Source organism: Rhizobium indigoferae, assembly GCF_034554815.1.
In the GTDB taxonomy this organism is placed as follows: Bacteria; Pseudomonadota; Alphaproteobacteria; order Rhizobiales; family Rhizobiaceae; genus Rhizobium; species Rhizobium leguminosarum.
In genome coordinates this window covers 3,684,251-3,703,363 of record NZ_CP140635.1, presented here as the reverse complement: position 1 = coordinate 3,703,363, position 19,113 = coordinate 3,684,251, and the positions used below count along the sequence as shown (strand labels likewise).

Genomic DNA, 19,113 nt, shown 5'->3' with positions numbered 1-19,113 from the left:
GCCAACTTCGGGCAAAACATGGCGCGCGCCCGGCATGAAGGCAAGCCTTGGAAGGGCAGCGGGCGGCATTTAGACAGCCGGCGTTACAAAAATGCCCGCCTTGTGGCGGGCATTGTCAAAGTCGTGCAGGCGATCTCAGCGAACGAGAATGTTCCTGAACTGCCACGGATCCTTGGTGTCGATATCCTCGGGGAAGAGGCCCGGACGGCCGTCGAGCGGGGTCCAGTCGGTGTAGTGGCCCTCGACCGGGCCGAGATAGGGCATCTGCACTTCGAGGCAGCGCTTGTAATCGATCTCGTCGGCTTCGACGATGCCGGCATTCGGGTTTTCCAGCGCCCAGACCATGCCGGCGAGGACGGCTGATGTGACCTGCAGGCCCGTGGCGTTCTGGTAGGGCGCGATGCGGCGGGTTTCTTCCAGCGACAGGCGCGAGCCATACCAGTAGGCATTCTTCTCATGGCCGTAGAGCAGGACGCCGAGTTCGTCGATGCCGTCCTCCAGCTCGTCCTCATCAAGAACGTGGTGGACCGGCTGCGGCGTGCCGCCATTGCCGAACATCTCATGCAGCGAGAGCACGGCGTCGTTAGCCGGATGGTAGGCATAGTGGCAGGTCGGGCGGAAGGTCACTTCGCCGTCCTTGTCGCGGACCGTGAAAAAGTCGGCGATCGAGATCGACTCATTGTGGGTGACGAGGAAGCCATATTGCGGGCCGGGCGTCGGGCACCAGGTCCGCACGCGGGTGTTGGCGCCCGGCTGTTCCAGGTAGATCGCCGCCTTGTTGCCCTTCTTGTGCTTCTTGGCGTTCTTCGGCATCCATTCTTCATGCGTGCCCCAGCCGAGTTCGGCCGGCTGCAGGCCTTCAGAAATGAAGCCTTCGACCGACCAGGTGTTCCAGAAGACGTTGAGCGGCTTCGGATGCTTGGTACGCTGGGTATCGCGCTCGGCGATGTGGACGCCCTTGACGCCGAGCTTCTTCATCAGCTTTGCCCAGCCTTCGCGATCGTGCTGGTCCGGTTCCTCGAATTTGAGGCCGGTATCGTTGGCAAGGTTGACGAGCGCCTGCTTGACGAACCAGGAGACCATGCCCGGATTGGCGCCGCAGGTGGAGACGGCGGTGGCGCCGCCCGGGTTCTTCGCCTTTTCCTTGCGCATGGTTTCGCGCAGCGCATAGTTGGTGCGGTCGGCATTGCTCATGCCCTTGTCGAAATAGAAGCCGAGCCAGGGTTCGACGACGGTGTCGATATAGGGAACGTCGAGTTTGCGGCAGAGCTTGATGATGTCGAGCGAGGAGGTGTCGACCGAGAGGTTGACGCAGAAACCCTGGCCTTCGCCTTCCGTCAGCAGCGGCTTCAGCAGTTCCTTATAGTTGTCCTTGGTGACATATTCCTTGATATGGCGAACGCCGTGCTTCTTCAGGATCTCCATGTCGGAAGGCTCTTCACGCGGGTCAATGACGACCATCCGGCTCTTGTCGAATTTGAAATGGCGCTCGATCAGGGGCAATGTGCCGCGACCGATGGAGCCAAAGCCGATCATCACGATCGGACCGGTAATTTCGGCATATACCGGATAATTCTGTTCCGTCATTCTTTTCTCCTGTACAAGGGGACGAAGGCGTTCAGCCAGAGAATTGTTTTGAAATTGCCGCAGAGAGTGCGAGGTGACCGGCTCTAACCATAAAACGACGTCACAATAAAGAGCATTGAGGGGGAAAGGCCAAATATCGAGCGGCGATAGAGGCCGGCGAAGCCGTCCTGGGATCGGCAGCCAGCATGGCTTGGCTTAACCGATGACGGTGCCCTGGTGGAAGAGCATGCGCCAATGCCCATCCTCTTCCAGCCGCCAGACGGAACTGCGCAGCGTTTGCCTTTCGCTTTCGTCGACGTCCGTGTAAATGGCGCGATAGGTGACGAGCGCGATATGCTCGGCAAGTCTTTGGGTTTCGAAATGCTCGCCGCGTGACGTTCCCGTCCGATGCTCGGCCAAAAGAGCGGGCACGATCATATCGAAGGTATAGAGCCGTCCGGAACTGCCGATTTCCCGGAAATCGCGAGAGAGCAGCGCAGTCAGCATCTCCCGCGAGGCGCGAACCGATGGGTCGAAGAGTTTTTCCTCGAGTTCTTTCAGATGGGCGGCGAGATCATCCACAATCGACTCCTGCAAATTCAGCGCTTCAGGATTTCCAGTCCTTCGACCGCCGTCGTCACGGCTAGCTCGGTGATTTCGTATTCGGCGACGCCGTGGATGGTGAAGGGATCGGTGGCGACATAGGCCTCGACCGCGGCGCGATCGCCGATTGCGAGGATGACACCGCCGGTGCGCGGCACCTTGCGGCCGGAGGCGAGAAACCAGCCCTTGGCATACCCCTCCTTCACCCAGGCCATGTGCGGCTCCATGTGCCTGTCGGCTTCATCGTTGGATTTTACATAGGTGAGCGAGAGAATGAACATGGTCAGTTCCTGACGAGGTTTGCGCGGATCAGGCCGCGCAGCGAGTTGCCGATATAAAGCGTGCCGGCATCGAGATCGGCAAGCGCGAGGCGGCCGACGCGGGCCTGGCGCCGGCAGATGAGCTCGGTGCGCAGCACACCGGCGAGCAGGCCGCAGGAGATGGGCGGGGTGCGCAGGATGCCGGTTCCGTCGTCCAGGAAGATCGAGGTAATGGTACCCTCGCAGACTTCGCCGCGCTCGTTCAAAAGGATGACCTCATCGGCCTCATCAGGCTGATATTCGGCCCGCGCGGCCTCGTAGACGGCGCGGCGCGTGGTCTTGACGCGCAGCAGCCTGTCGGCGGAATTCAGACGGGTTTCGGCGAGGCGGGCGATCCAGGTCGTATCGGGCGCCAGCGGGAGGAAGGCGGCGCTCGTCACCTCGATCCGGCCTTGCGCATCGAAGGTCAGGCGGATGCGCAGCGGACCGGCAGCACCTGCAACGGCTTCGTCGAGCTTGGCCGCCGCCTCGATCGGCTGCGGGAAGCCAAGGCGACGGGCGGAGCGGGACAGCCGGGCGAGATGCAGCCGCAGCCGAATGAAGCCCTCGCCTGGCTGCCAGCGCAGCGTCTCGATCAGCGAAAAATCGATCATCGCGCAATCCATTGGTCGCCGACGGCGAAGCGGGCCTTGAGCAGGCATTCCTCATATTCGGCCTCGGCGGTGGAATCGAAGACGATGCCGCCGCCGACATTGAAGACGGCCCTGCCGCCCTCAAAAAGCGTGATGGTGCGGATGGCGACGGAAAAACGCATGGCGCCGGTGGGCGAGATCATGCCGATCGCGCCGCAATAGGCGTCGCGTGGGACATCCTCGAGCGCATGGAGAATTTCCATTGCCCGCATCTTCGGCGCGCCGGTGATCGAACCGCAGGGGAAGAGCGCGGAGAAGATGTCATGGATCGAAAGATCGGGGCGGAGCCTTGCCTGCACATGGCTCACCATCTGGTGGACGGTCGGATAGGTCTCGATGTCGAAGAGCTTCGGGACGTCAAGCGTGCCGACCTCGGTGATGCGGGAGATATCGTTGCGCAGGAGATCGACGATCATGCGGTTTTCCGCTTGCGTCTTGATATCGCGGCGCATGGCCTCGATGATTTCGGCATCCTCGGCGGCAGTCGTGCCACGTTTTGCCGTGCCCTTCATCGGATGGGTCTCGATCCAGCCCTCTTCATCGGTGCGGAAGAAAAGTTCGGGCGACCGTGAAAGGATGACCGGACCGCCGAGATCGACCAGCGCGCCGTATTTGACCGGCTGGCGTTCGATCAGCGACCAGAAGGCGGCACGGGGATCACCGTTCCAGCGGGCCTCGACCGGCATGGTGAGGTTCGCCTGATAGGCGTCGCCGAGCCGCAGGTGCTTATGGAGGCGGTCGAAGCGCTCCTTATATACAGGGAAATCCCAGGCGGCTTTCGGAGCGGTGAGGAATTCCTCGTTTTCGGGGCGCTGTTTTGGTTGGGCAAGCGGATGTGTATCCGGCTGTGGAGCGTCGAACACACCGAAACAGAGCAGCGGGGTTTCGCGATGCTCCCCGGTGAAGGGAGCGAGTTTTTCTTCGAAGAGGTATCCGGCCTCGTAGGCCATGTAGCCGGCAAGCCATTTGCCTGCGGTCTTGGCCTGCTCCATCCTGATAAGGCCTGCAAAGAACTCCGCGCGCGTCCTGCCAAGGATGATCTCTGCCGGCTCGGCGAAAAGCATCACCTGTCCGGTCGCGTCGTCGCGGAACAGAATATAGGGTTGGGTTTCGGCCATCGGCGTCTTTTCTTGGAGTGCGATCTACCTGGTCCGCCAGCCGGCGCCTCTCCCCGCTTGCGGGAAGAGGTTTGGCGTGGGGACAGGGCTGATCAGGCTGCTCGGTCCAACGCTTCCAGCTCGTCGATCAGCCCTTCGATCATCGACAGGCCCTGGCTCCAGAACGACGGATCGGTGGCGTCGAGGCCGAAAGGCTTCAGCAGTTCCGAGTGATGTTTGGTGCCGCCGGCCCTCAGCAGTTCGAAATACTTCTCCTGGAAGCCCTTCTCGGCCTTCTGGTAGACGGCATAGAGCGAATTCACCAGGCAATCGCCGAAGGCATAGGCGTAGACATAGAAGGGCGAATGGATGAAGTGGGGGATATAGGCCCAATAGGTCTCATATCCCTCGGAAATGCTGATCGCCGGCCCAAGGCTTTCCGATTGAACAGAGAGCCAGAGTTCACCGATGTCGTCAGCTGTGAGTTCACCTGATTTGCGGGCGGTGTGGAGCTTGCGCTCGAATTCGTAGAAGGCGATCTGGCGCACGACCGTGTTGATCATGTCCTCGACCTTCTGCGCGAGCATCGCCTTGCGCTCGCGCGTGTCGGTGGTCTTTTGCAGAAGCGCGCGGAAGGTCAGCATCTCGCCGAAGACGGAAGCGGTTTCGGCAAGCGTCAGCGGCGTCTGGCACATCAGCGCCCCTTGCGCGCCGGCGAGAACCTGATGCACGCCGTGCCCGAGTTCGTGGGCGAGCGTCATCACGTCGCGCGGCTTGCCCATATAATTGACGAGCACATAAGGATGGGCCGAGGGAACCGTCGGATGGGCGAAGGCGCCGGGCGCCTTGCCGGGACGGACCGGGGCGTCGATCCACTGTTCGTCGAAGAAGCGCCTGGCGATATCAGCCATCTCCGGGGCGAAATTGCCGTAGGCCGAAAGCACCGTGTCCTTCGCCTCCGGCCAGGAGATGATGGCGCTGGAGGTTTCCGGAAGGGGCGCGTTGCGGTCCCAGAAATTCATCTGTTCCATGCCGAGCCATTTCGCCTTCATCTTGTAATAGCGATGCGAAAGGCGGGGATAGGCTTCGCGGACGGCCGCGGCCAGCGCATCGACGACCTCGCGCTCGACGCGGTTTGCCAAGTGGCGGCTGTCGGCGATGTCCTCGAAGCCGCGCCAGCGGTCGGCGATCTCCTTGTCCTTGGCAAGCGTGTTGGTGATCAGCGTGAAGGTGCGGATATTCGCCTTGAAGGTTTCGGCGAGCGCCATGGCTGCCTTGCGTCGCGCCTCAGGATCCTTTTCCTGCAGCCTGTTCAGCGCCACTTCGAGCGGCACTTTCTCGCCATCGATGTCGTAGCGAAGTTCCGCCATGGTTTCGTCGAAGAGGCGGTTGAAGGCGGCGGCCGATGTCATCGACTTCTCGAGGAAAAGCTGTTCCAGCCTGTCGTCGAGCTGGTAGGGCTTGTCCTTCCTGAGGTCGAGCAGCCAAGGACGATAATGCCCGGCGGCGGGATCATTCGCCATGCAGGCGTCGATCACCGCGTCGTCGATGCGGTTCAGTTCCAGCGCGAAAAACAGGAGATGGCCGGAAAATTCGGTTATCTTGGCCTGTACGTCGCCGTAGAGCTTGCCGTTTATCGGGTTGGTGGTGTCGGAGAAATAGGTGAGGCCGGCAAAGGAGCCGAGGCGGCCGATGATGTCGTCCAGCGCCTCATATTCCTTCAGGGCCGCGCCGATGCCCTCAGCGCCGGTCTTCGTCGCCGCCTCAGTGAGTTTGCCCTTCCACTTTTCTTCAAAGGCGATTGCGGCCTTGCCGGCCTTTTCCATGTCGGCGACGAAGGCGGTGGAGGTAGCGGAGGGATAAAGATCCTGCAGCTTCCAGACCGGCAGATCGCCGAGCGCCGGGTCGGCGGCCCCAGCCGGTGCTGCTGCCGACAAATGAAGGCCGGCATGCGGGAGCGTGATTTTCATGGGCGCAATTCCTCTCCACTTTCATAACAGGTCTGATTGTCTAGCGCATCGGCCCGAAAATCGGAATCGATTTTCGGAAAGCATGATGCGTTGATTGAAAGTGTTACAGCGACCTTTGCGCGTCTGAAAGACGCGCGGCGCTGTCAGCGTGCCAAGGCCCGGCATCGCGGGGCTTTCGGTGCATGAAAAGGCTCGCTTCGGCACGAAAACGACCCGTTGCAATTGTTAAAATGCAATTGTTTCTCAAAACTGGATGTTCAAGCCTTCCTGTCAGAGTGCGCTTTATGGTTTCGCATGAAGTGAGGCGACAATGACCGGTTACAATGAGCTCAAGGGAGCAGGGCAAATCCTCGTGGTCGAAGACGACCCCGTGCAGCGCCGCCTGCTCAAGAACGCAATCGAGCGTCACGGCCATGTCGTGCACCAGGCGGAAAACGGCCGCATCGGCCTGGAAATGGTCAAACGCGACAGCGGCCTTTTCAATGTCATCGTGCTCGACCTGATGATGCCGGAGATGACCGGCCTCGAATTCCTCGACGCGCTTCACGAATTCGGCACGCAGATCCCCGTCATCGTGCAGACGGGGCAGGGCGGCATCGAGACTGTGGTGCAGGCGATGCGCGCCGGCGCCTTCGATTTCGTCGTCAAGCCGGTCTCGCCCGAACGCATCGCCACGTCGATCTCGAACGCGATGAAGCTCGACCAGCGCGAGGTGAAGGCGCGGGCCGGACGCCGGTCGCGCTCAGGCTCCGTCGGCTTCGACGATATCGTCTCGGCAAGCCCGGCGATGCTCCGGGTTATCGATCTTGCTCAGCGAGCGGCTCAGTCCAACATCCCCGTCGTGCTCGAAGGCGAATCCGGCGTCGGCAAGGAGCTGGTGGCGCGCGCCATCCAGTCTGGCGGAGACCGCTCGAACAAGCCCTTCGTTACCGTCAATTGCGGGGCGATCCCGCATAATCTGGTCGAGAGCATTCTCTTCGGTCACGAGAAGGGCGCGTTTACCGGCGCGACCGAGCGCCACATCGGCAAATTCATGGAAGCCGACGGCGGCACCATCTTCCTCGACGAGATCGGCGACCTGCCGCTCGAGGTGCAGGTGAAGCTCTTGCGTGCCGTGCAGCAGGGCGAGATCGAGACCGTCGGTGCACGCACCGCACACAAAGTCAATGTCCGACTGATCTCGGCGACCAACAAGGATCTGATCGAGGAGGTCAAGAACGGCCATTTCCGCGAGGATCTCTATTATCGCCTCAACGTCTTCCCGATCACCATTCCGGCGCTGCGCAAACGCAAGGAAGACATTCCGCATCTGGTGCGCGTCTTTGCCGACCGCTTCTCCAGCGAGCAGAAGAGTGGCCGCCGCATGACGGTGAATGCCGGCACGCTGGCTTTGCTGACCGCCTATGACTGGCCGGGCAATATCCGACAGCTCGAAAACGCGATCTTCCGCGCGGTCGTTCTGGCCGAAGGGCCGGAGCTGACCGAGGCTGATTTCCCGCAGATCGCTGCCCAGCTTCCGGAATATGACGTGGTGGATCATCTGGCGCTCGTTGCCGACAATACCGGCCTCGATCCCGACAATGGCTATGGCGAGGACTTCAGGGCGTCGATGTCGGGAGAGGTGCACCACCGCCTGTCCGAAGTATCGGAAAACGCGATCGCCAGCGTCAATCCTGCCGGAGACGTGCGTAGGCTTGCCGATGTCGAGGAGGAACTTATCCGATTCGCACTCAAATTCTATCGCGGACAGATGAGTCAAGTAGCGCGCAAGCTTGGCATCGGCCGATCCACACTCTATCGCAAGCTCAAGGATTACGGCATAGACCCTGACAATCCCCAGAAAGATGCGGCTTAAGCGCTTTTCGTTAAGATTAAGGCAACCACGTTTTGTTACTAGTCATAAACCACTTGTTAGTGGTGCGTTCACTATGTAAAGAAAAGGTTGATCATGTGTGGCATTTTTGCCATCGTGTGACCGCATTTGACAGTCATCTGAGACAGTACGGGACATTGTCTGTCTGACGGGGATCGAGTTGCCGAATCTGAATGGGAATTCCAAGCCTTCGCGCTTGAGCTGGCGTTTGTTGTGCGCCGACATTTGCGGAAAGGCAATAAGGACGGTAGCGGCCGCCCTTCTTGCGCTCGCGGTTTCCTCACCGGTATTCGTTGGTACGCCTTCGCAGGCAGCGGGCGACACCCGCAGTCTCAAGCTCTATTTCATTCATACCGGCGAAAAAGCCGTCATCACCTACAAGCGTAATGGCAAGTTCGACCCCAAGGGTCTGGAGCAGCTGAACCGCTTCCTGCGCGACTGGCGCAAGAACCAGCCGACGAAGATGGATCCGCGCCTGTTCGACCTGATCTGGGAAGTCTATCGCCAGAGCGGTTCGAGGGACTACATCAACGTCGTCTGCGGTTTCCGCTCGCCGGGAACCAACGAGATGCTGCGCGGCCGCTCGCGCAATTCCGGTGTCGCCGAAAAAAGCCAGCATATGCTTGGCAAGGCGATGGACTTCTTCATTCCCGACGTCAAGCTGGCGACGTTGCGCGGCATCGGCATGAAGATGCAGGTCGGCGGCGTCGGCTTCTATCCGAAGTCGGGCTCGCCCTTCGTGCATATGGATGTCGGCGGCGTTCGCGCCTGGCCGCGCATGAGCCGCGACGAGCTTGTCCGGCTTTTCCCGAACGGCAACACCATTCATATTCCGGCTGACGGCAAGCCGCTGCCGGGCTACCAGCAGGCGATGGCCGATTATAAGCGCCGCGCCAGCGGCACGCAGATCCAGATCGCCAGCGCATCCGAATCGGAATCGCCGAAGCACAAGACGCTGTTTGAAGCGCTCTTTGGCGGCGGAGCGGACGAGCAGGAAGACGAGTCGGACGATTCCACGCCTGTTGCAGTTGCCAAGGCGACGCCGCCGAAGGCCGAGCCCGCCCCGGCCGAGCCGCAGCCGACCGAGGTCGCCGATCTGAATGCGCCGGTGCCGCAGGTTCGACCGGCATTCAGCAACCAGCCGGCAGGCAGCGAAGTGGCGAGTGCGCTCGTCGCGCCGCCTTCGGGTAATGCTGCCCAGCAGGCTCTTGCGGCGGCCCTTCCGGCCGATCAGGCTCAGCCGCAGCAGTTCGCCGATCTTAGCGCCTACAGCATTCCGGTTCCCTCGCTTCTCGGCCCGCGCCGCGCGCCTGGCGACGCCGAGGTCGCGTCGACCGATCCCGTGCTGACGGGCGCGAATGGACTGCCGGTTCCGACGCCGATCGAACGCCCTTCCGTTGCCGAGAACCTTCTTGCCGCGGCCGATGCCGATCCGGAAGCAGAGGCCGACGAAGCCGATCAGGACGTACTGTCTCCTGCCGTGGCCGATGCGCTCGACCAGCAGCGGAACGAAAGGGAAAGCCAGATCGCATCGAAGGCGCCGCCGGTCACGGTGGAGCAGGCGATCAACGCTGCGATGACGCAAAAGACGCCTGCCGCAAAGCCGCCGCTCGAGCTCGCAGCATTGGCACCGATGACCAAATCGGCAAGCTTTGGCGACAGCTTCGACGAACCGGCGGCCGAAAGCGCCGTGGCGCAGGGGCTTCCCGCCAAGGGTGGTCGCCCGACGCAGAAGGAAGCCGCGGCAGCGGATGCCAGCCGCACGACGGTACGCACCGAGCCGAAGCTGACGGAAAAGATGATCTCGCAGTGGGCGCTCACCAATGCTCGCCTGGAAATGGCCTCCAAGCAGGTCAAGGCGCCGCGGTTCGTCAGCCAGACGATGCGGGCTCAGCCGACCGCCGTCTATGCCGAGGGCTTCAACATCAAGACCGCTTCGGTCGACCCGGCCCGCTTCAGCGGCACGGCTGTAAACTTCATGGAAGTGCGCAAGTTCAACACGAACTGAGCCTGCCGATTACGGAATTTCGAAACCGCCGGCGCGATCCGGCGGTTTTTCTTTTTGCTATTTCGATCCGGCAAGGTGGCCGCTTGGGCAAGCGTGTTCTACGCAAAAGAAAAGCCGCCGAAAGGCTCGGCGGCTTGTCGATATCGGCGATGTCGGTGGATCAGCCTTCCGGCGGCGCCTCGATCATACCGAGCGCGTGCAGGTAGGTGTCGAGAATTGCTTCCTCTTCCATGCGCTCCTGCTCGTCCTTCTTGCGCAGCGCCACGACCTTCTTCAGGATCTTGGTATCGAAGCCCATTCCCTTGGCTTCGCCATAGACGTCCTTGATGTCGTCGGCGATGGTCTTCTTTTCTTCTTCCAGCCGTTCAATGCGCTCGATGAAAGCGCGAAGCTGATCGCGGGCGACGCCATGAGCATCAGACATCGTGTTCTCCTGATTTTTCGGTGATCAATTTTGGATGCCAGTGACTGCCGCGAAGCGGCGTCGTGGTCAAGCCTGTTCGCGGCCAGCCAAGCTATTTGTGTGGATTGTTCAGTTCAAAAGCAGCCTTTTGCACAGGCGAGGCCTCGTTCTGGTGAAGATTCTTCCAGTCCTCATAGGGCATGCCATAGACCATCTCGCGCGATTCGTCCCTGGTCACCGGGACACCTTCGGCCTCGGCGGCTTCGCGATACCAGTTCGACAGGCAGTTGCGGCAGAAGCCGGCCAGATTCATCAGATCGATGTTCTGAACGTCGCTGCGTTCGCGAAGATGTGCGACGAGGCGGCGGAAGGCGGCAGCTTCGAATTCGGTCTGTTGTTCCTTGCTGAGCGCGGTCATCTTGCTTCCTTTCTTTTAATAGGGGCCGGTGCGCGACAGGTGAACGTCGTATCCGTGCAAGGCGGGATCGGCATTCATCGCCGCAAAGATCGGCGCCAAGCGTTCGGCCCATGCCGATATGCCGGTCTCGTCTGCGATCAGATCCTGGCGCACCTCGAGCAGCGCATGCGGAATGCCGGTGATCATGCAGTGACGGTACATGGTATCGCCCTTCAGCGCGCCGTCATAGGGTTCGTTGTCGCCGACGGCGAGATCGGGATCGGCGCGCAGCATGTCGAGCAGCGGGCCGACGGCGCGATGGTCGCTATCCCAGAGCACGGCGGCGTGCCAGGGACGGGGAATGCCTTTCCAGGCCGGCGTGAAGGAGTGCAGCGACAGCACCAGCGGCGCCCTGCCGGTGGCATTCGCCACTCTGTCGATCGTGGCGGCCACGGCGTCGTGATAGGGGCGATGGAAGGTTTCGATGCGGTAGTCCCATTCCTGCGGCGTGATCGGATGATTGCCTGATATGACGGCGCCGTCTGAAATTTTCATGATCAGCGTCGGATCGTCTTCGCCGCGGTTCGGGTCGATCAGTAGGCGCGAAAAGCCGCCGAGCACGGCGGGAACGTCGAGTTTTGCCGAAAGCTGCCGCGTCAGGCCCTCGATACCGATGTCATAGGCAATGTGGCGGGCGAAGGCCGCGTCGGGCAGTCCGAGCCTGCCATATCGCGCGGGAAGGCGGTTCATCGCGTGATCTGCGAGGATCACCATGCCTTTGTCATGTTTACCGGATAGGATTTCGAAAGATTGGAAGTCGTCCATCAGGGAATTGCCGTTCGTCATTGCGCCGCCGGGCGCAGTGATCGCATGCGCCTGCGGCAGGTTCAAGCGCGGCAGGTGGGGAGAGGTTGAGCCCGACCCTCGACGGGTGGTTATGAAAGGAAATATAATCGATTAGCATTGCGTTGACTTTCGCTTGACGGCGGCGCAAGAAGACACGGATACGAATAACCGTGGAGCTATTTGGGAGCCGTGTTGATCCAAGCCGCGCCAAGTTTCCTCACGCGGTCCGGACCGCTGGTCCGTCTCGCTCTGTTCGCTCTTGCAGCCGCCATGCCGTTTTTCATTGCAGACGCCGCACGCGCCGATTTTCGCGTCTGCAACGGAACACAGAATCTCGTCGGCGTCGCGATCGGATACCGGGCCAAGGATGGCTGGGTGACGGAGGGCTGGTGGCAGGTGCCGGCAACGACCTGCGCCACGCTGATCGAGGGAGAATTGCAGTCGCGCTATTACTACCTCTACGCAGAGGACGCCGCCCGGGGAGGACGATGGACGGGTGACGTGCAGATGTGCGTGGCGGAAAACGAATTCAAAATCACGGGTGTGCAGGATTGTTATGCCCGCGGTTACCAGAAGATGGGATTCAAGGAATATGATACGGGCCGCCAGGGTAGCTGGATGGTTCAGCTCTCCGACACCCCAGGGACGCAAGAAAGCCAGAATTGATGAAGCGTAATCGCAAAGTTAAAATCCTCGCCACCCTCGGGCCAGCCTCCTCCGAGGAATCGATGATCGAGAAGCTGCACCAGGCCGGTGCCGATGTCTTCCGCATCAATATGAGCCATGCGAGCCACGACCTGATGCGTACGCTTATCCAGCGCATTCGCTCGGTCGAGGCGCGCTCCGGCCGGCCGATCGGCATTCTCGCCGACCTGCAGGGACCGAAACTGCGTGTCGGCAAGTTCGTCGACAGCAAGGTGGACCTGAAGCCCGGCCAGACCTTCACGCTCGACAACAACGAAGCGCTCGGCGACCAGAACCGCGTCTATCTGCCGCACCCCGAGATCCTCGAGTCGGTGCAGCCCGGCCACCGTCTGCTGATCGATGATGGCAAGCTCGCCCTGCGCGCAGAAAAATGCGACGGCAAGAGCATCGTCACCACTGTTATTTCAGGCACGCGCATCTCCGACCGCAAGGGCGTCAGCCTTCCCGACACGTTGCTCGGCGTCGGCGCATTGACGGATAAGGACCGCGCCGACCTCGATGCGGTGCTCGCCACCGACGATGTCGACTGGGTGGCGCTTTCCTTCGTCCAGCGTCCCGACGACCTTGCCGAAGTGCGCAAGATCGCCCGTGGCCGTGTCGGCCTGATGTCGAAGATCGAAAAGCCGCAGGCTCTCGAGCGCATCGAGGAAATCATCGAGCTTTCCGACGCATTGATGGTCGCCCGCGGCGATCTCGGCGTCGAAATGCCGCTGGAATCGGTTCCCGGCATCCAGAAGCAGCTGATCCGTGCCTGCCGCCGTTCGGGCAAGCCGGTGGTCGTCGCCACGCAGATGCTGGAATCGATGATCTCAGCGCCAGTGCCGACACGTGCCGAAGTTTCCGACGTCGCGACCGCCGTCTTCGAAGGTGCGGATGCCGTCATGCTCTCGGCCGAGTCGGCCTCGGGCGACTATCCCGTCGAAGCTGTCGCGACGATGGCGTCGATTGCCACTGCCATCGAGCGCGAGCCGCATTATCCCGGCATCATCTATGCCCAGCGTGCCCAGCCGGAAGCGACCGGTGCCGATGCAATCTCGCTTGCTGCCCGTCAGATCGCCGAGACGCTTAAGCTGTCGGCGATCGTCTGTTACACTTCGTCGGGTACGACAGGCCTTCGCGCCTCGCGTGAGCGTCCGCAGGTGCCGATCCTGGCGCTGTCGCCGATCATCAAGACGGCACGCCGCCTTGCCGTCGTCTGGGGCCTGCATTGCGTGGTCACCCATGACGCGACCGATCTCGACGACATGGTCAACCGCGCTTGCCGCATCGTCGCGGACGAAGGCTTCGGCAAGCCGGGCGATCGCATCATCATCTCGGCCGGCGTGCCGCTCGGCACGCCCGGTGCCACCAACATGATCCGCATTGCCTATATCGGCTCCGACGGCCAGAGCGGCGTCTGATCCAATCGTATGCCTTCGAAAGCCCGCTGCCTGAAGAGGCGGCGGGCTTTTTCGTTGACGGGTCGGCATTGCCAAGCTTGGCGGCGCATGCAAGTTTCGGTCCCTGGAGCAGGACATGCTCTGGGTTCGGAGGAGCATCATGGATATCGTCACGCTTCTGGCTTTTGTAGCCGTTTCTTTTGTCGGCATCGCGACGCCGGGGCCAACGGTGCTGCTTGCGCTGACCAATGGTTCTCGGCATGGCCTGCGCCGCGCAGTTGCCGGCATGATCGGCGCGGTGCTGTCCGATTTCGTGCTGATCGGCGCCGTCGCGATCGGACTCGGTGCGCTGCTCGCTGCGTCGGAATTCTGGTTCTCGATGCTGAAAGGGGCAGGTGCTGCCTATCTCGCCTTTCTCGGCATCATGCTGCTGCGTTCGAAGGGCACGATCGATGCGGCGTTGAAGTCCGGAGCGCCTGCGGGTGCGACTTCGCCCTTCTCGATCGGGCTGAAGAGTTTCATGGTCGCGGCGACCAATCCGAAGGGCTACTTGTTCTTTTCGGCCTTCCTGCCGCAGTTCATCGACCCGAGCCTGCCGCAGGCAACGCAATATGCGCTGCTTGCGCTGGTCTTTGCCGTGCTCGATTTCCTCATCATGTTCGGCTACGCCTTCTTCGGTTCGCAGGCGGTACGGTTCCTCAAGACCTCAGGCGCCATGTGGCTGGAGCGGGCCTGCGGTGGCGCGCTACTGGCGCTTGCCGGCTCGCTGGCATTGTATCGCCGGGCAACCGTCTGAGTTCAGGGTCGAGCCAGGGATAGGTGGCCGAGGCGATAGGCCTGCGTGTGCTCGCCGATCTCGGGAATTTCTCGCCACAGTCTGAAGCGCACCCGCGTCCAGGTGGTCGGTTCGAAGCCGGAGACGGAGGCGAGCGCGTCGCCTGTCGCAACGTCGGCACCAGCCTGCGCGCTTTCGGCGCGGCGGATATCGGCGAGCGGCGCATAAGGCTCTGTCTGCAGGACATCGCGTGTGGCGAACTTGGCTGAGGCGATATCAGCTGAGATTTCTGCCTGCCAGACGATCCAAGTCCTCACCTGTGGCCAGCCGAAGGCGCTGGTGAGAGCCTCGAAACCTGGGCCGCAGAGGAAGTCGCTTGCTCCTTCCGGCCTCTGCCAGAGATAGAAGGGCGCATAGAGATTGTCGTGGCTGCCGAACTCTCCCTTGCGGGCGCTGAGATAGGCTTTGAAACCGAGATTGGGAAAGCCGTCGAGCAACGGACCCTTGTCGCGGATGCGGCGGTCGATGATCGACATGTCGTAGTCGGCGGGCAGGGTGAAGCTGTACTGCATGGTGATCATGACTGTCCCTCCACCGGTTGCAGCCATTCGACGACGCTGCCGTTTTCCGTCGGCTGGACGCTGATATAGCTGAAGGGGCCGTCATCGGCGGCGCCATGCCAGTGACGCTCGCCGGGCGCAAACCAGACGGCATCGCCGGCGCGCAATGCTTCGATCGGGCCGCCGTCATTCTGCGCCAACCCATGGCCCGAAAGCACATAGAGCAACTGGCCTCTGGGATGCGTGTGCCAGCGGGTGATGGTGCCGGGATCGAACGCGGCGCGCATTGCGGTGTTCTCGCCATCGGCGCGGCCTTCGAGCAGCATCTCGAGCCAGAAGGGCGCAGTCGCGACGCCCTCCGGCGAGCGGATTGCCTTGCCGGGGCGCCTGATGGTCATGGCCTTCGGGTTCGAAGCGCTCATTGCCGGCCTCCAGCCACACGAAGCCGCCAGTCTGGGTCGGTCATCTGGGCAATGCCGTCGCCGAAGGACCAGTCTTCCGGCGCGCTGGTGCTGATGACGATCATCACATCCTCAGGCCGGAGGCCCGGCGATTGCGCCAAGAGATCGGCGAGCCGCCGATAGAGCGCCGCCTTCATCTCGCCGGTGCGAGGCCTGCCGATGGTGATCGAGATATAGACGAAATCGTTCGAGCGCGGGCCGGCGAGATAGCTGCGATCGAAGATCAGCTCGTTGTCGTCATGCTGATGAATGGCCTGGAAGCGGTCGTTTTCGGGCACGTCGAAGGTCTCGACCAGGGCGCGCTGGATGTTGTCGGCCAGCGCCATGAGGTAGTCCGGCGACTTGCCTCTGCGAAGGGAAATGCGAACGAAGGGCATCGGGATCTCCATGGTCCAGGCCGTCCGTCGGCCTTGACAGCTGAACCATTGCACGGCACGATGATGCCGAAAATCAGAATTTTAAGAACTAATGATCCTGAAATATGGGATTATGTAATGCGACGGACGATCTTCGATCTCGATGTGCTTCGAACCTTTTCGACCGGCATGGAACTCGGCAATTTCGCCAAGGCGGCCGAGCGGCTCGGGCGTTCGACCTCGGCAGTGAGTGCGCAGCTGAAGAAGCTGGAGGAACAGGCGGGCACGCCGATCTTCCGCAAGGTGGGTCGCGGGCTGGCGCTGACCGATGCCGGCGAGACGATGCTCGGTTATGCCAGGCGGCTGCTGGAGCTCAACGACGAGGCGGCTGCGGCCGTGCACAGCGTCGAACTGGAAGGCTGGGTGCGGCTCGGCCTGCAGGAGGATTTCGGTGAGACCCTGCTGCCTGATGTGCTCGGCCGCTTTGCGCGCGCCCATCCGAAGGTCCGGATCGAAGCGCGGGTGGTGCGCAATGCCGAACTGCTCGAGCGCGTCACATCAGGCAAGCTCGATCTGGCGCTCGCCTGGAGCGATGGCACGCTGACGGCGCATTGCGAGCGGATCGGCGAAGTGCCGATGCGCTGGATCGGGCCTGCCGAGGGCCAGCCCGGCTGGCAAGCCGCAAGCGGCGAGCCGATGCCGCTTGCCTCGCTGGAGGCACCGTGCCTGTTGCGCAGTGCAGCGACCAAGGCGCTTGATGAGGCCGGCATCTCCTGGCGGCTCGCCTTCGTCAGTCCCAGTCTCGGCGGTCTCTGGGCCGCGACTGCGGCAGGCCTCGGTCTCACCATCCGCACGCCGATCGGCCTGCCGGCGAAGGTCCGCCCATTGGCGCCGGAGACGATCGGTCTGCCTGATTTGCCGACACTCGGCCTGGTCCTGCATCGGGCGGAAGCCGAACCGCAGCCGGCTGCGGCCCGGCTCGCCGAGCTCGTGCTTCAGTCGGTGCATGCCGCGCTGCGCGAGGTGTTGGCCTGACATCTCCGCATTGACCCCTCGGGCGCAAGCCTGTAGCCTCGATCCGCTATGAAGACGTTCACCCTCAATATCGCTTCGGTCTTCTTCTTGAGCCTCTAAGGCTCTGCCTTCGGGCATCAGAAGATGCGGCCGCTGACCAGCCTTCGTGGCTGGTGCGTTGCCGTGGATGTAACCACCCTGCGTCTGGCCAAGGAAAGAGCCGGCAGGTTTGGCGATAGAGAGATATTTCATGACATCAGATATTTACCCGCCGGCACTGAGTGCTGCGCAGATCGAGCGATTCATCGAGGACGGTTTCGTCAGGATCGACGACGCTTTTCCCCCCGCATTGGCCGAGGAAGCCCGTGCCATCATGTGGCGTGACATTCCCTTCGCCGCGGATGATCCAAGCACGTGGGCGCAGCCCGTCGTGCGACTTGCCGGCTATGGCGGCGGGCCGTTTGAGAAAGCCGTCAACACGCCGGTATTGCATTCGGCCTTCGACCAGCTCGTCGGCACCGGTCGCTGGGAGCCGCGCAATGGACTTGGCAGTTTTCCGGTGCGCTTCCCCCATTCCGATGATCCCGGTGATGCCGGCTGGCATGTCGACCTCAGCTTTCCCGGCGAGGGTTCCGATCCAAACGAGCAGCGGGATTTTTCTGCCTGGCGGGTGAACATCACCTCGCGCGGGCGGGCGTTGCTGATGCTTTTCCTGTTCTCGGATGTCGGAGAGGAGGACGCGCCGACCCGCATCCGCGTCGGTTCGCACAAGGATATCGCACGCCTCCTGGCACCAGCGGGCGAGGCGGGAATGGCGTACCTCTGGCTGGAGCATGTGGGGGAGGACCGGCCGCTGGCGTTAGCGACGGGCCCGGCTGGCACGGTCTATCTGTGCCATCCGTTCGTCATCCATGCAGCGCAGATGCATCGCGGCAGGCAGCCGCGCTTCATGGCGCAGCCCGGCCTTGCGGCTTCTGAACCTCTCCGGCTCGAACGGGAGGACGGCGCCTATTCGCCGGTCGAGATCGCGATCCGCCGGGCGCTTCAGCAACAGTAGCGAGGACAGAAAGCACCCAGCCGTCGCAGGCTGGGTGCTCACATCTGCAGTTCCTGCTGGGCGTTGCGGCGTATTGCCTGCGGCGGCTGGCCAAAGGCGCGCAGGAAAGCGCGGCGCATACGCTCGCGGTCGGCAAAGCCGGTCTCGTCGGCGACGACGTCAATCGGATGGCGGCTCTGCTCCATCATCAGCCGGGCGGCTTCGAGCCTGAGATTTTCCACGGCCTTGGCCGGTGACTGCCCGGTTTCGGCGCGGAAAGCTCGGCTGAATTGACGGGGGCTGAGATGGGCGGCTTCCGCCAGTTCTTCGACCGAAAGCTGCGATTTCAGATTGCCGCGGGCAAAGTCGAGCGCCTTCTGGATGCGGTCGGATTTCGGTTCCAGCTCCAGCAGCGCGGAAAATTGCGACTGGCCGCCGGAACGGCGGTGATAGACGACAAGCATTCGGGCCACGGCGCGGGCGACTTCAATGCCGTGGTCCTTCTCGACCATGGCGAGTGCCAGATCGATCCCGGCCGTCATGCCGGCCGATGTCCAGACCGAACCGTCGATGATGAAGATGCGATCCTCTTCCACCTTGATCTTTGGGTAACGCGCCTTCATTTGGCGGGCGAGATACCAATGCGTCGTCGCGCGCCGGCCGTCGAGAATGCCGGCTTCGGCGAGGAAGAAGGTGCCGGTGCAAATCGAAGCGATGCGGCGAGAGGCGCCAAGAGCCGCGCGAATGAAGCCGCTTTCGCCGGGGCTTGGCAACGCAATGCCGGGTGCGCCGGTGACAATCAGCGTATCGAATCCGGGATCGCCGAAGGGCTCGGTCTCGATCGTCATGCCGAGCGAGGTGCGCAGCGACCCCCCGGCTTCCGAGAGGTAGCGGATGTCGTAGACCTTCTCGCGGAAATGCAGATTGGTGAATTCGAAGGCCGACACGGCCGCCAGGCCCATGATCTGGAAGCCGGGATAGAGCAGGAAAGCGATGGTCTGCATGGCTAAGCTCCTATGTCCTAAAAGGTGGTATATATGACATTCAGGACGCTGACAATCCGGAGTATGACTCTCCTCAAGTGCAGGGCAGACGCCGGCGCAATTGAAGGA

At 62.0% G+C, this 19,113-nt stretch carries 20 protein-coding genes; 7 read left to right on the top strand and 13 right to left on the bottom strand.

The features are described 5' to 3' along the window. Positions 1 to 135: 135 nt before the first annotated feature. The 6 genes from U5G49_RS18440 to U5G49_RS18415 all read right to left on the bottom strand — a co-directional run bounded on the left by U5G49_RS18440 (position 136) and on the right by U5G49_RS18415 (position 6,188). Positions 136 to 1,587, bottom strand: a complete 1,452-nt coding sequence (locus U5G49_RS18440) for a homospermidine synthase (RefSeq protein ID WP_018243525.1) — start codon at positions 1,585 to 1,587, stop codon at positions 136 to 138. A gap of 195 nt (positions 1,588 to 1,782) precedes the next feature. Further along, the gene (locus tag U5G49_RS18435) at positions 1,783 to 2,148 is read right to left on the bottom strand and encodes a nuclear transport factor 2 family protein (RefSeq protein WP_193444292.1); all 366 of its coding nucleotides are present in this window, start codon (positions 2,146 to 2,148) and stop codon (positions 1,783 to 1,785) included. A 17-nt stretch (positions 2,149 to 2,165) separates the two neighbouring features. Next, positions 2,166 to 2,450 (bottom strand): YciI family protein, encoded by a 285-nt coding sequence (locus tag U5G49_RS18430; protein WP_018243523.1) that lies wholly within the window; start codon positions 2,448 to 2,450, stop codon positions 2,166 to 2,168. A gap of 2 nt (positions 2,451 to 2,452) precedes the next feature. Further along, positions 2,453 to 3,082 (bottom strand): aminotransferase class IV family protein, encoded by a 630-nt coding sequence (locus tag U5G49_RS18425; RefSeq protein ID WP_166480830.1) that lies wholly within the window; start codon positions 3,080 to 3,082, stop codon positions 2,453 to 2,455. Continuing rightward, positions 3,079 to 4,239, bottom strand: a complete 1,161-nt coding sequence (locus U5G49_RS18420; RefSeq protein ID WP_193444291.1) for an aminodeoxychorismate synthase component I — start codon at positions 4,237 to 4,239, stop codon at positions 3,079 to 3,081. The genes U5G49_RS18425 and U5G49_RS18420 overlap by 4 nt, the downstream gene beginning before the upstream one ends. 92 nt (positions 4,240 to 4,331) lie before the next feature. Beyond that, positions 4,332 to 6,188, bottom strand: coding sequence for a M3 family oligoendopeptidase (locus tag U5G49_RS18415; RefSeq protein ID WP_018445975.1), 1,857 nt, complete (start codon positions 6,186 to 6,188; stop codon positions 4,332 to 4,334). Positions 6,189 to 6,498: 310 nt separating this feature from the next. Between U5G49_RS18415 and U5G49_RS18410 the strand changes: the two genes are divergently transcribed. Both U5G49_RS18410 and U5G49_RS18405 read left to right on the top strand, forming a co-directional pair. Continuing rightward, the gene (locus tag U5G49_RS18410) at positions 6,499 to 8,043 is read left to right on the top strand and encodes a sigma-54-dependent transcriptional regulator (protein WP_018243519.1); all 1,545 of its coding nucleotides are present in this window, start codon (positions 6,499 to 6,501) and stop codon (positions 8,041 to 8,043) included. A 178-nt stretch (positions 8,044 to 8,221) separates the two neighbouring features. Beyond that, complete coding sequence (locus tag U5G49_RS18405) at positions 8,222 to 10,069, top strand: DUF882 domain-containing protein (protein WP_193444290.1); 1,848 nt, start codon at positions 8,222 to 8,224, stop codon at positions 10,067 to 10,069. 160 nt (positions 10,070 to 10,229) lie between these two features. Here the strand turns inward: U5G49_RS18405 and U5G49_RS18400 are convergent, their stop codons facing one another. From U5G49_RS18400 to U5G49_RS18390, 3 genes are all read right to left on the bottom strand, one after another. Next, positions 10,230 to 10,493, bottom strand: coding sequence for a DUF2312 domain-containing protein (locus U5G49_RS18400; RefSeq protein ID WP_008533181.1), 264 nt, complete (start codon positions 10,491 to 10,493; stop codon positions 10,230 to 10,232). A gap of 91 nt (positions 10,494 to 10,584) precedes the next feature. Further along, positions 10,585 to 10,890 carry a DUF1244 domain-containing protein gene (locus U5G49_RS18395; protein WP_003582233.1) on the bottom strand — a complete coding sequence of 102 codons (306 nt, stop codon included), beginning with the start codon at positions 10,888 to 10,890 and terminating at the stop codon, positions 10,585 to 10,587. A gap of 15 nt (positions 10,891 to 10,905) precedes the next feature. Continuing rightward, the gene (locus U5G49_RS18390; protein WP_193444361.1) at positions 10,906 to 11,694 is read right to left on the bottom strand and encodes an N-formylglutamate amidohydrolase; all 789 of its coding nucleotides are present in this window, start codon (positions 11,692 to 11,694) and stop codon (positions 10,906 to 10,908) included. 201 nt (positions 11,695 to 11,895) lie between these two features. Here U5G49_RS18390 and U5G49_RS18385 point away from each other — a divergent pair, with 201 nt between their 5' ends. The 3 genes from U5G49_RS18385 to U5G49_RS18375 all read left to right on the top strand — a co-directional run bounded on the left by U5G49_RS18385 (position 11,896) and on the right by U5G49_RS18375 (position 14,595). Further along, on the top strand, positions 11,896 to 12,381 hold the full coding sequence (locus U5G49_RS18385) for a DUF1036 domain-containing protein (protein WP_017967841.1): 486 nt from the start codon (positions 11,896 to 11,898) through the stop codon (positions 12,379 to 12,381). Further along, a complete protein-coding gene (pyk, locus tag U5G49_RS18380) occupies positions 12,381 to 13,820 on the top strand; it encodes a pyruvate kinase (RefSeq protein ID WP_018243516.1) in 1,440 nt (479 codons plus the stop codon). The genes U5G49_RS18385 and pyk overlap by 1 nt, the downstream gene beginning before the upstream one ends. A 139-nt stretch (positions 13,821 to 13,959) precedes the next feature. Further along, on the top strand, positions 13,960 to 14,595 hold the full coding sequence (locus tag U5G49_RS18375; RefSeq protein ID WP_193444289.1) for a LysE family translocator: 636 nt from the start codon (positions 13,960 to 13,962) through the stop codon (positions 14,593 to 14,595). A 2-nt stretch (positions 14,596 to 14,597) separates the two neighbouring features. Here U5G49_RS18375 and U5G49_RS18370 read toward each other — a convergent pair whose 3' ends face one another. Genes U5G49_RS18370 through U5G49_RS18360 form a run of 3 tightly spaced genes read right to left on the bottom strand, consistent with a single transcriptional unit; the run spans position 14,598 to position 15,972 of the window. Then, entirely contained in the window at positions 14,598 to 15,155 is a 558-nt protein-coding gene (locus U5G49_RS18370) for a DUF4865 family protein (protein ID WP_193444288.1), read from the bottom strand. Next, the gene (locus tag U5G49_RS18365; RefSeq protein ID WP_193444287.1) at positions 15,152 to 15,556 is read right to left on the bottom strand and encodes a cupin domain-containing protein; all 405 of its coding nucleotides are present in this window, start codon (positions 15,554 to 15,556) and stop codon (positions 15,152 to 15,154) included. Before U5G49_RS18365 ends, U5G49_RS18370 begins: the two co-directional genes overlap by 4 nt. Next, on the bottom strand, positions 15,553 to 15,972 hold the full coding sequence (locus U5G49_RS18360; protein WP_193444286.1) for a tautomerase family protein: 420 nt from the start codon (positions 15,970 to 15,972) through the stop codon (positions 15,553 to 15,555). Before U5G49_RS18360 ends, U5G49_RS18365 begins: the two co-directional genes overlap by 4 nt. 117 nt (positions 15,973 to 16,089) lie before the next feature. Here U5G49_RS18360 and U5G49_RS18355 point away from each other — a divergent pair, with 117 nt between their 5' ends. Then, positions 16,090 to 16,986 (top strand): LysR substrate-binding domain-containing protein, encoded by an 897-nt coding sequence (locus tag U5G49_RS18355; RefSeq protein WP_193444285.1) that lies wholly within the window; start codon positions 16,090 to 16,092, stop codon positions 16,984 to 16,986. A gap of 229 nt (positions 16,987 to 17,215) precedes the next feature. Beyond that, on the top strand, positions 17,216 to 18,022 hold the full coding sequence (locus tag U5G49_RS18350) for a phytanoyl-CoA dioxygenase family protein (RefSeq protein ID WP_193444284.1): 807 nt from the start codon (positions 17,216 to 17,218) through the stop codon (positions 18,020 to 18,022). A 38-nt stretch (positions 18,023 to 18,060) separates the two neighbouring features. Here U5G49_RS18350 and U5G49_RS18345 read toward each other — a convergent pair whose 3' ends face one another. After that, positions 18,061 to 19,005: a GlxA family transcriptional regulator gene (locus tag U5G49_RS18345; protein WP_130759001.1), complete on the bottom strand. Its 945-nt coding sequence runs from the start codon at positions 19,003 to 19,005 to the stop codon at positions 18,061 to 18,063. Positions 19,006 to 19,113: the final 108 nt, after the last annotated feature.

Coding starts and splice junctions, on each gene's coding strand:
- U5G49_RS18400 (WP_008533181.1), bottom strand. CDS start 10,493: ATGTCTGATGCTCATGGCGTCGCCCGCGATCAGCTTCGCGCTTTCATC.
- U5G49_RS18345 (WP_130759001.1), bottom strand. CDS start 19,005: ATGCAGACCATCGCTTTCCTGCTCTATCCCGGCTTCCAGATCATGGGC.
- U5G49_RS18395 (WP_003582233.1), bottom strand. CDS start 10,890: ATGACCGCGCTCAGCAAGGAACAACAGACCGAATTCGAAGCTGCCGCC.
- U5G49_RS18420 (WP_193444291.1), bottom strand. CDS start 4,239: ATGGCCGAAACCCAACCCTATATTCTGTTCCGCGACGACGCGACCGGA.
- U5G49_RS18375 (WP_193444289.1), top strand. CDS start 13,960: ATGGATATCGTCACGCTTCTGGCTTTTGTAGCCGTTTCTTTTGTCGGC.
- U5G49_RS18355 (WP_193444285.1), top strand. CDS start 16,090: ATGCGACGGACGATCTTCGATCTCGATGTGCTTCGAACCTTTTCGACC.
- U5G49_RS18410 (WP_018243519.1), top strand. CDS start 6,499: ATGACCGGTTACAATGAGCTCAAGGGAGCAGGGCAAATCCTCGTGGTC.
- U5G49_RS18370 (WP_193444288.1), bottom strand. CDS start 15,155: ATGATCACCATGCAGTACAGCTTCACCCTGCCCGCCGACTACGACATG.
- U5G49_RS18390 (WP_193444361.1), bottom strand. CDS start 11,694: ATGGACGACTTCCAATCTTTCGAAATCCTATCCGGTAAACATGACAAA.
- U5G49_RS18415 (WP_018445975.1), bottom strand. CDS start 6,188: ATGAAAATCACGCTCCCGCATGCCGGCCTTCATTTGTCGGCAGCAGCA.
- pyk (WP_018243516.1), top strand. CDS start 12,381: ATGAAGCGTAATCGCAAAGTTAAAATCCTCGCCACCCTCGGGCCAGCC.
- U5G49_RS18430 (WP_018243523.1), bottom strand. CDS start 2,450: ATGTTCATTCTCTCGCTCACCTATGTAAAATCCAACGATGAAGCCGAC.
- U5G49_RS18440 (WP_018243525.1), bottom strand. CDS start 1,587: ATGACGGAACAGAATTATCCGGTATATGCCGAAATTACCGGTCCGATC.
- U5G49_RS18365 (WP_193444287.1), bottom strand. CDS start 15,556: ATGAGCGCTTCGAACCCGAAGGCCATGACCATCAGGCGCCCCGGCAAG.
- U5G49_RS18360 (WP_193444286.1), bottom strand. CDS start 15,972: ATGCCCTTCGTTCGCATTTCCCTTCGCAGAGGCAAGTCGCCGGACTAC.
- U5G49_RS18350 (WP_193444284.1), top strand. CDS start 17,216: ATGACATCAGATATTTACCCGCCGGCACTGAGTGCTGCGCAGATCGAG.
- U5G49_RS18425 (WP_166480830.1), bottom strand. CDS start 3,082: ATGATCGATTTTTCGCTGATCGAGACGCTGCGCTGGCAGCCAGGCGAG.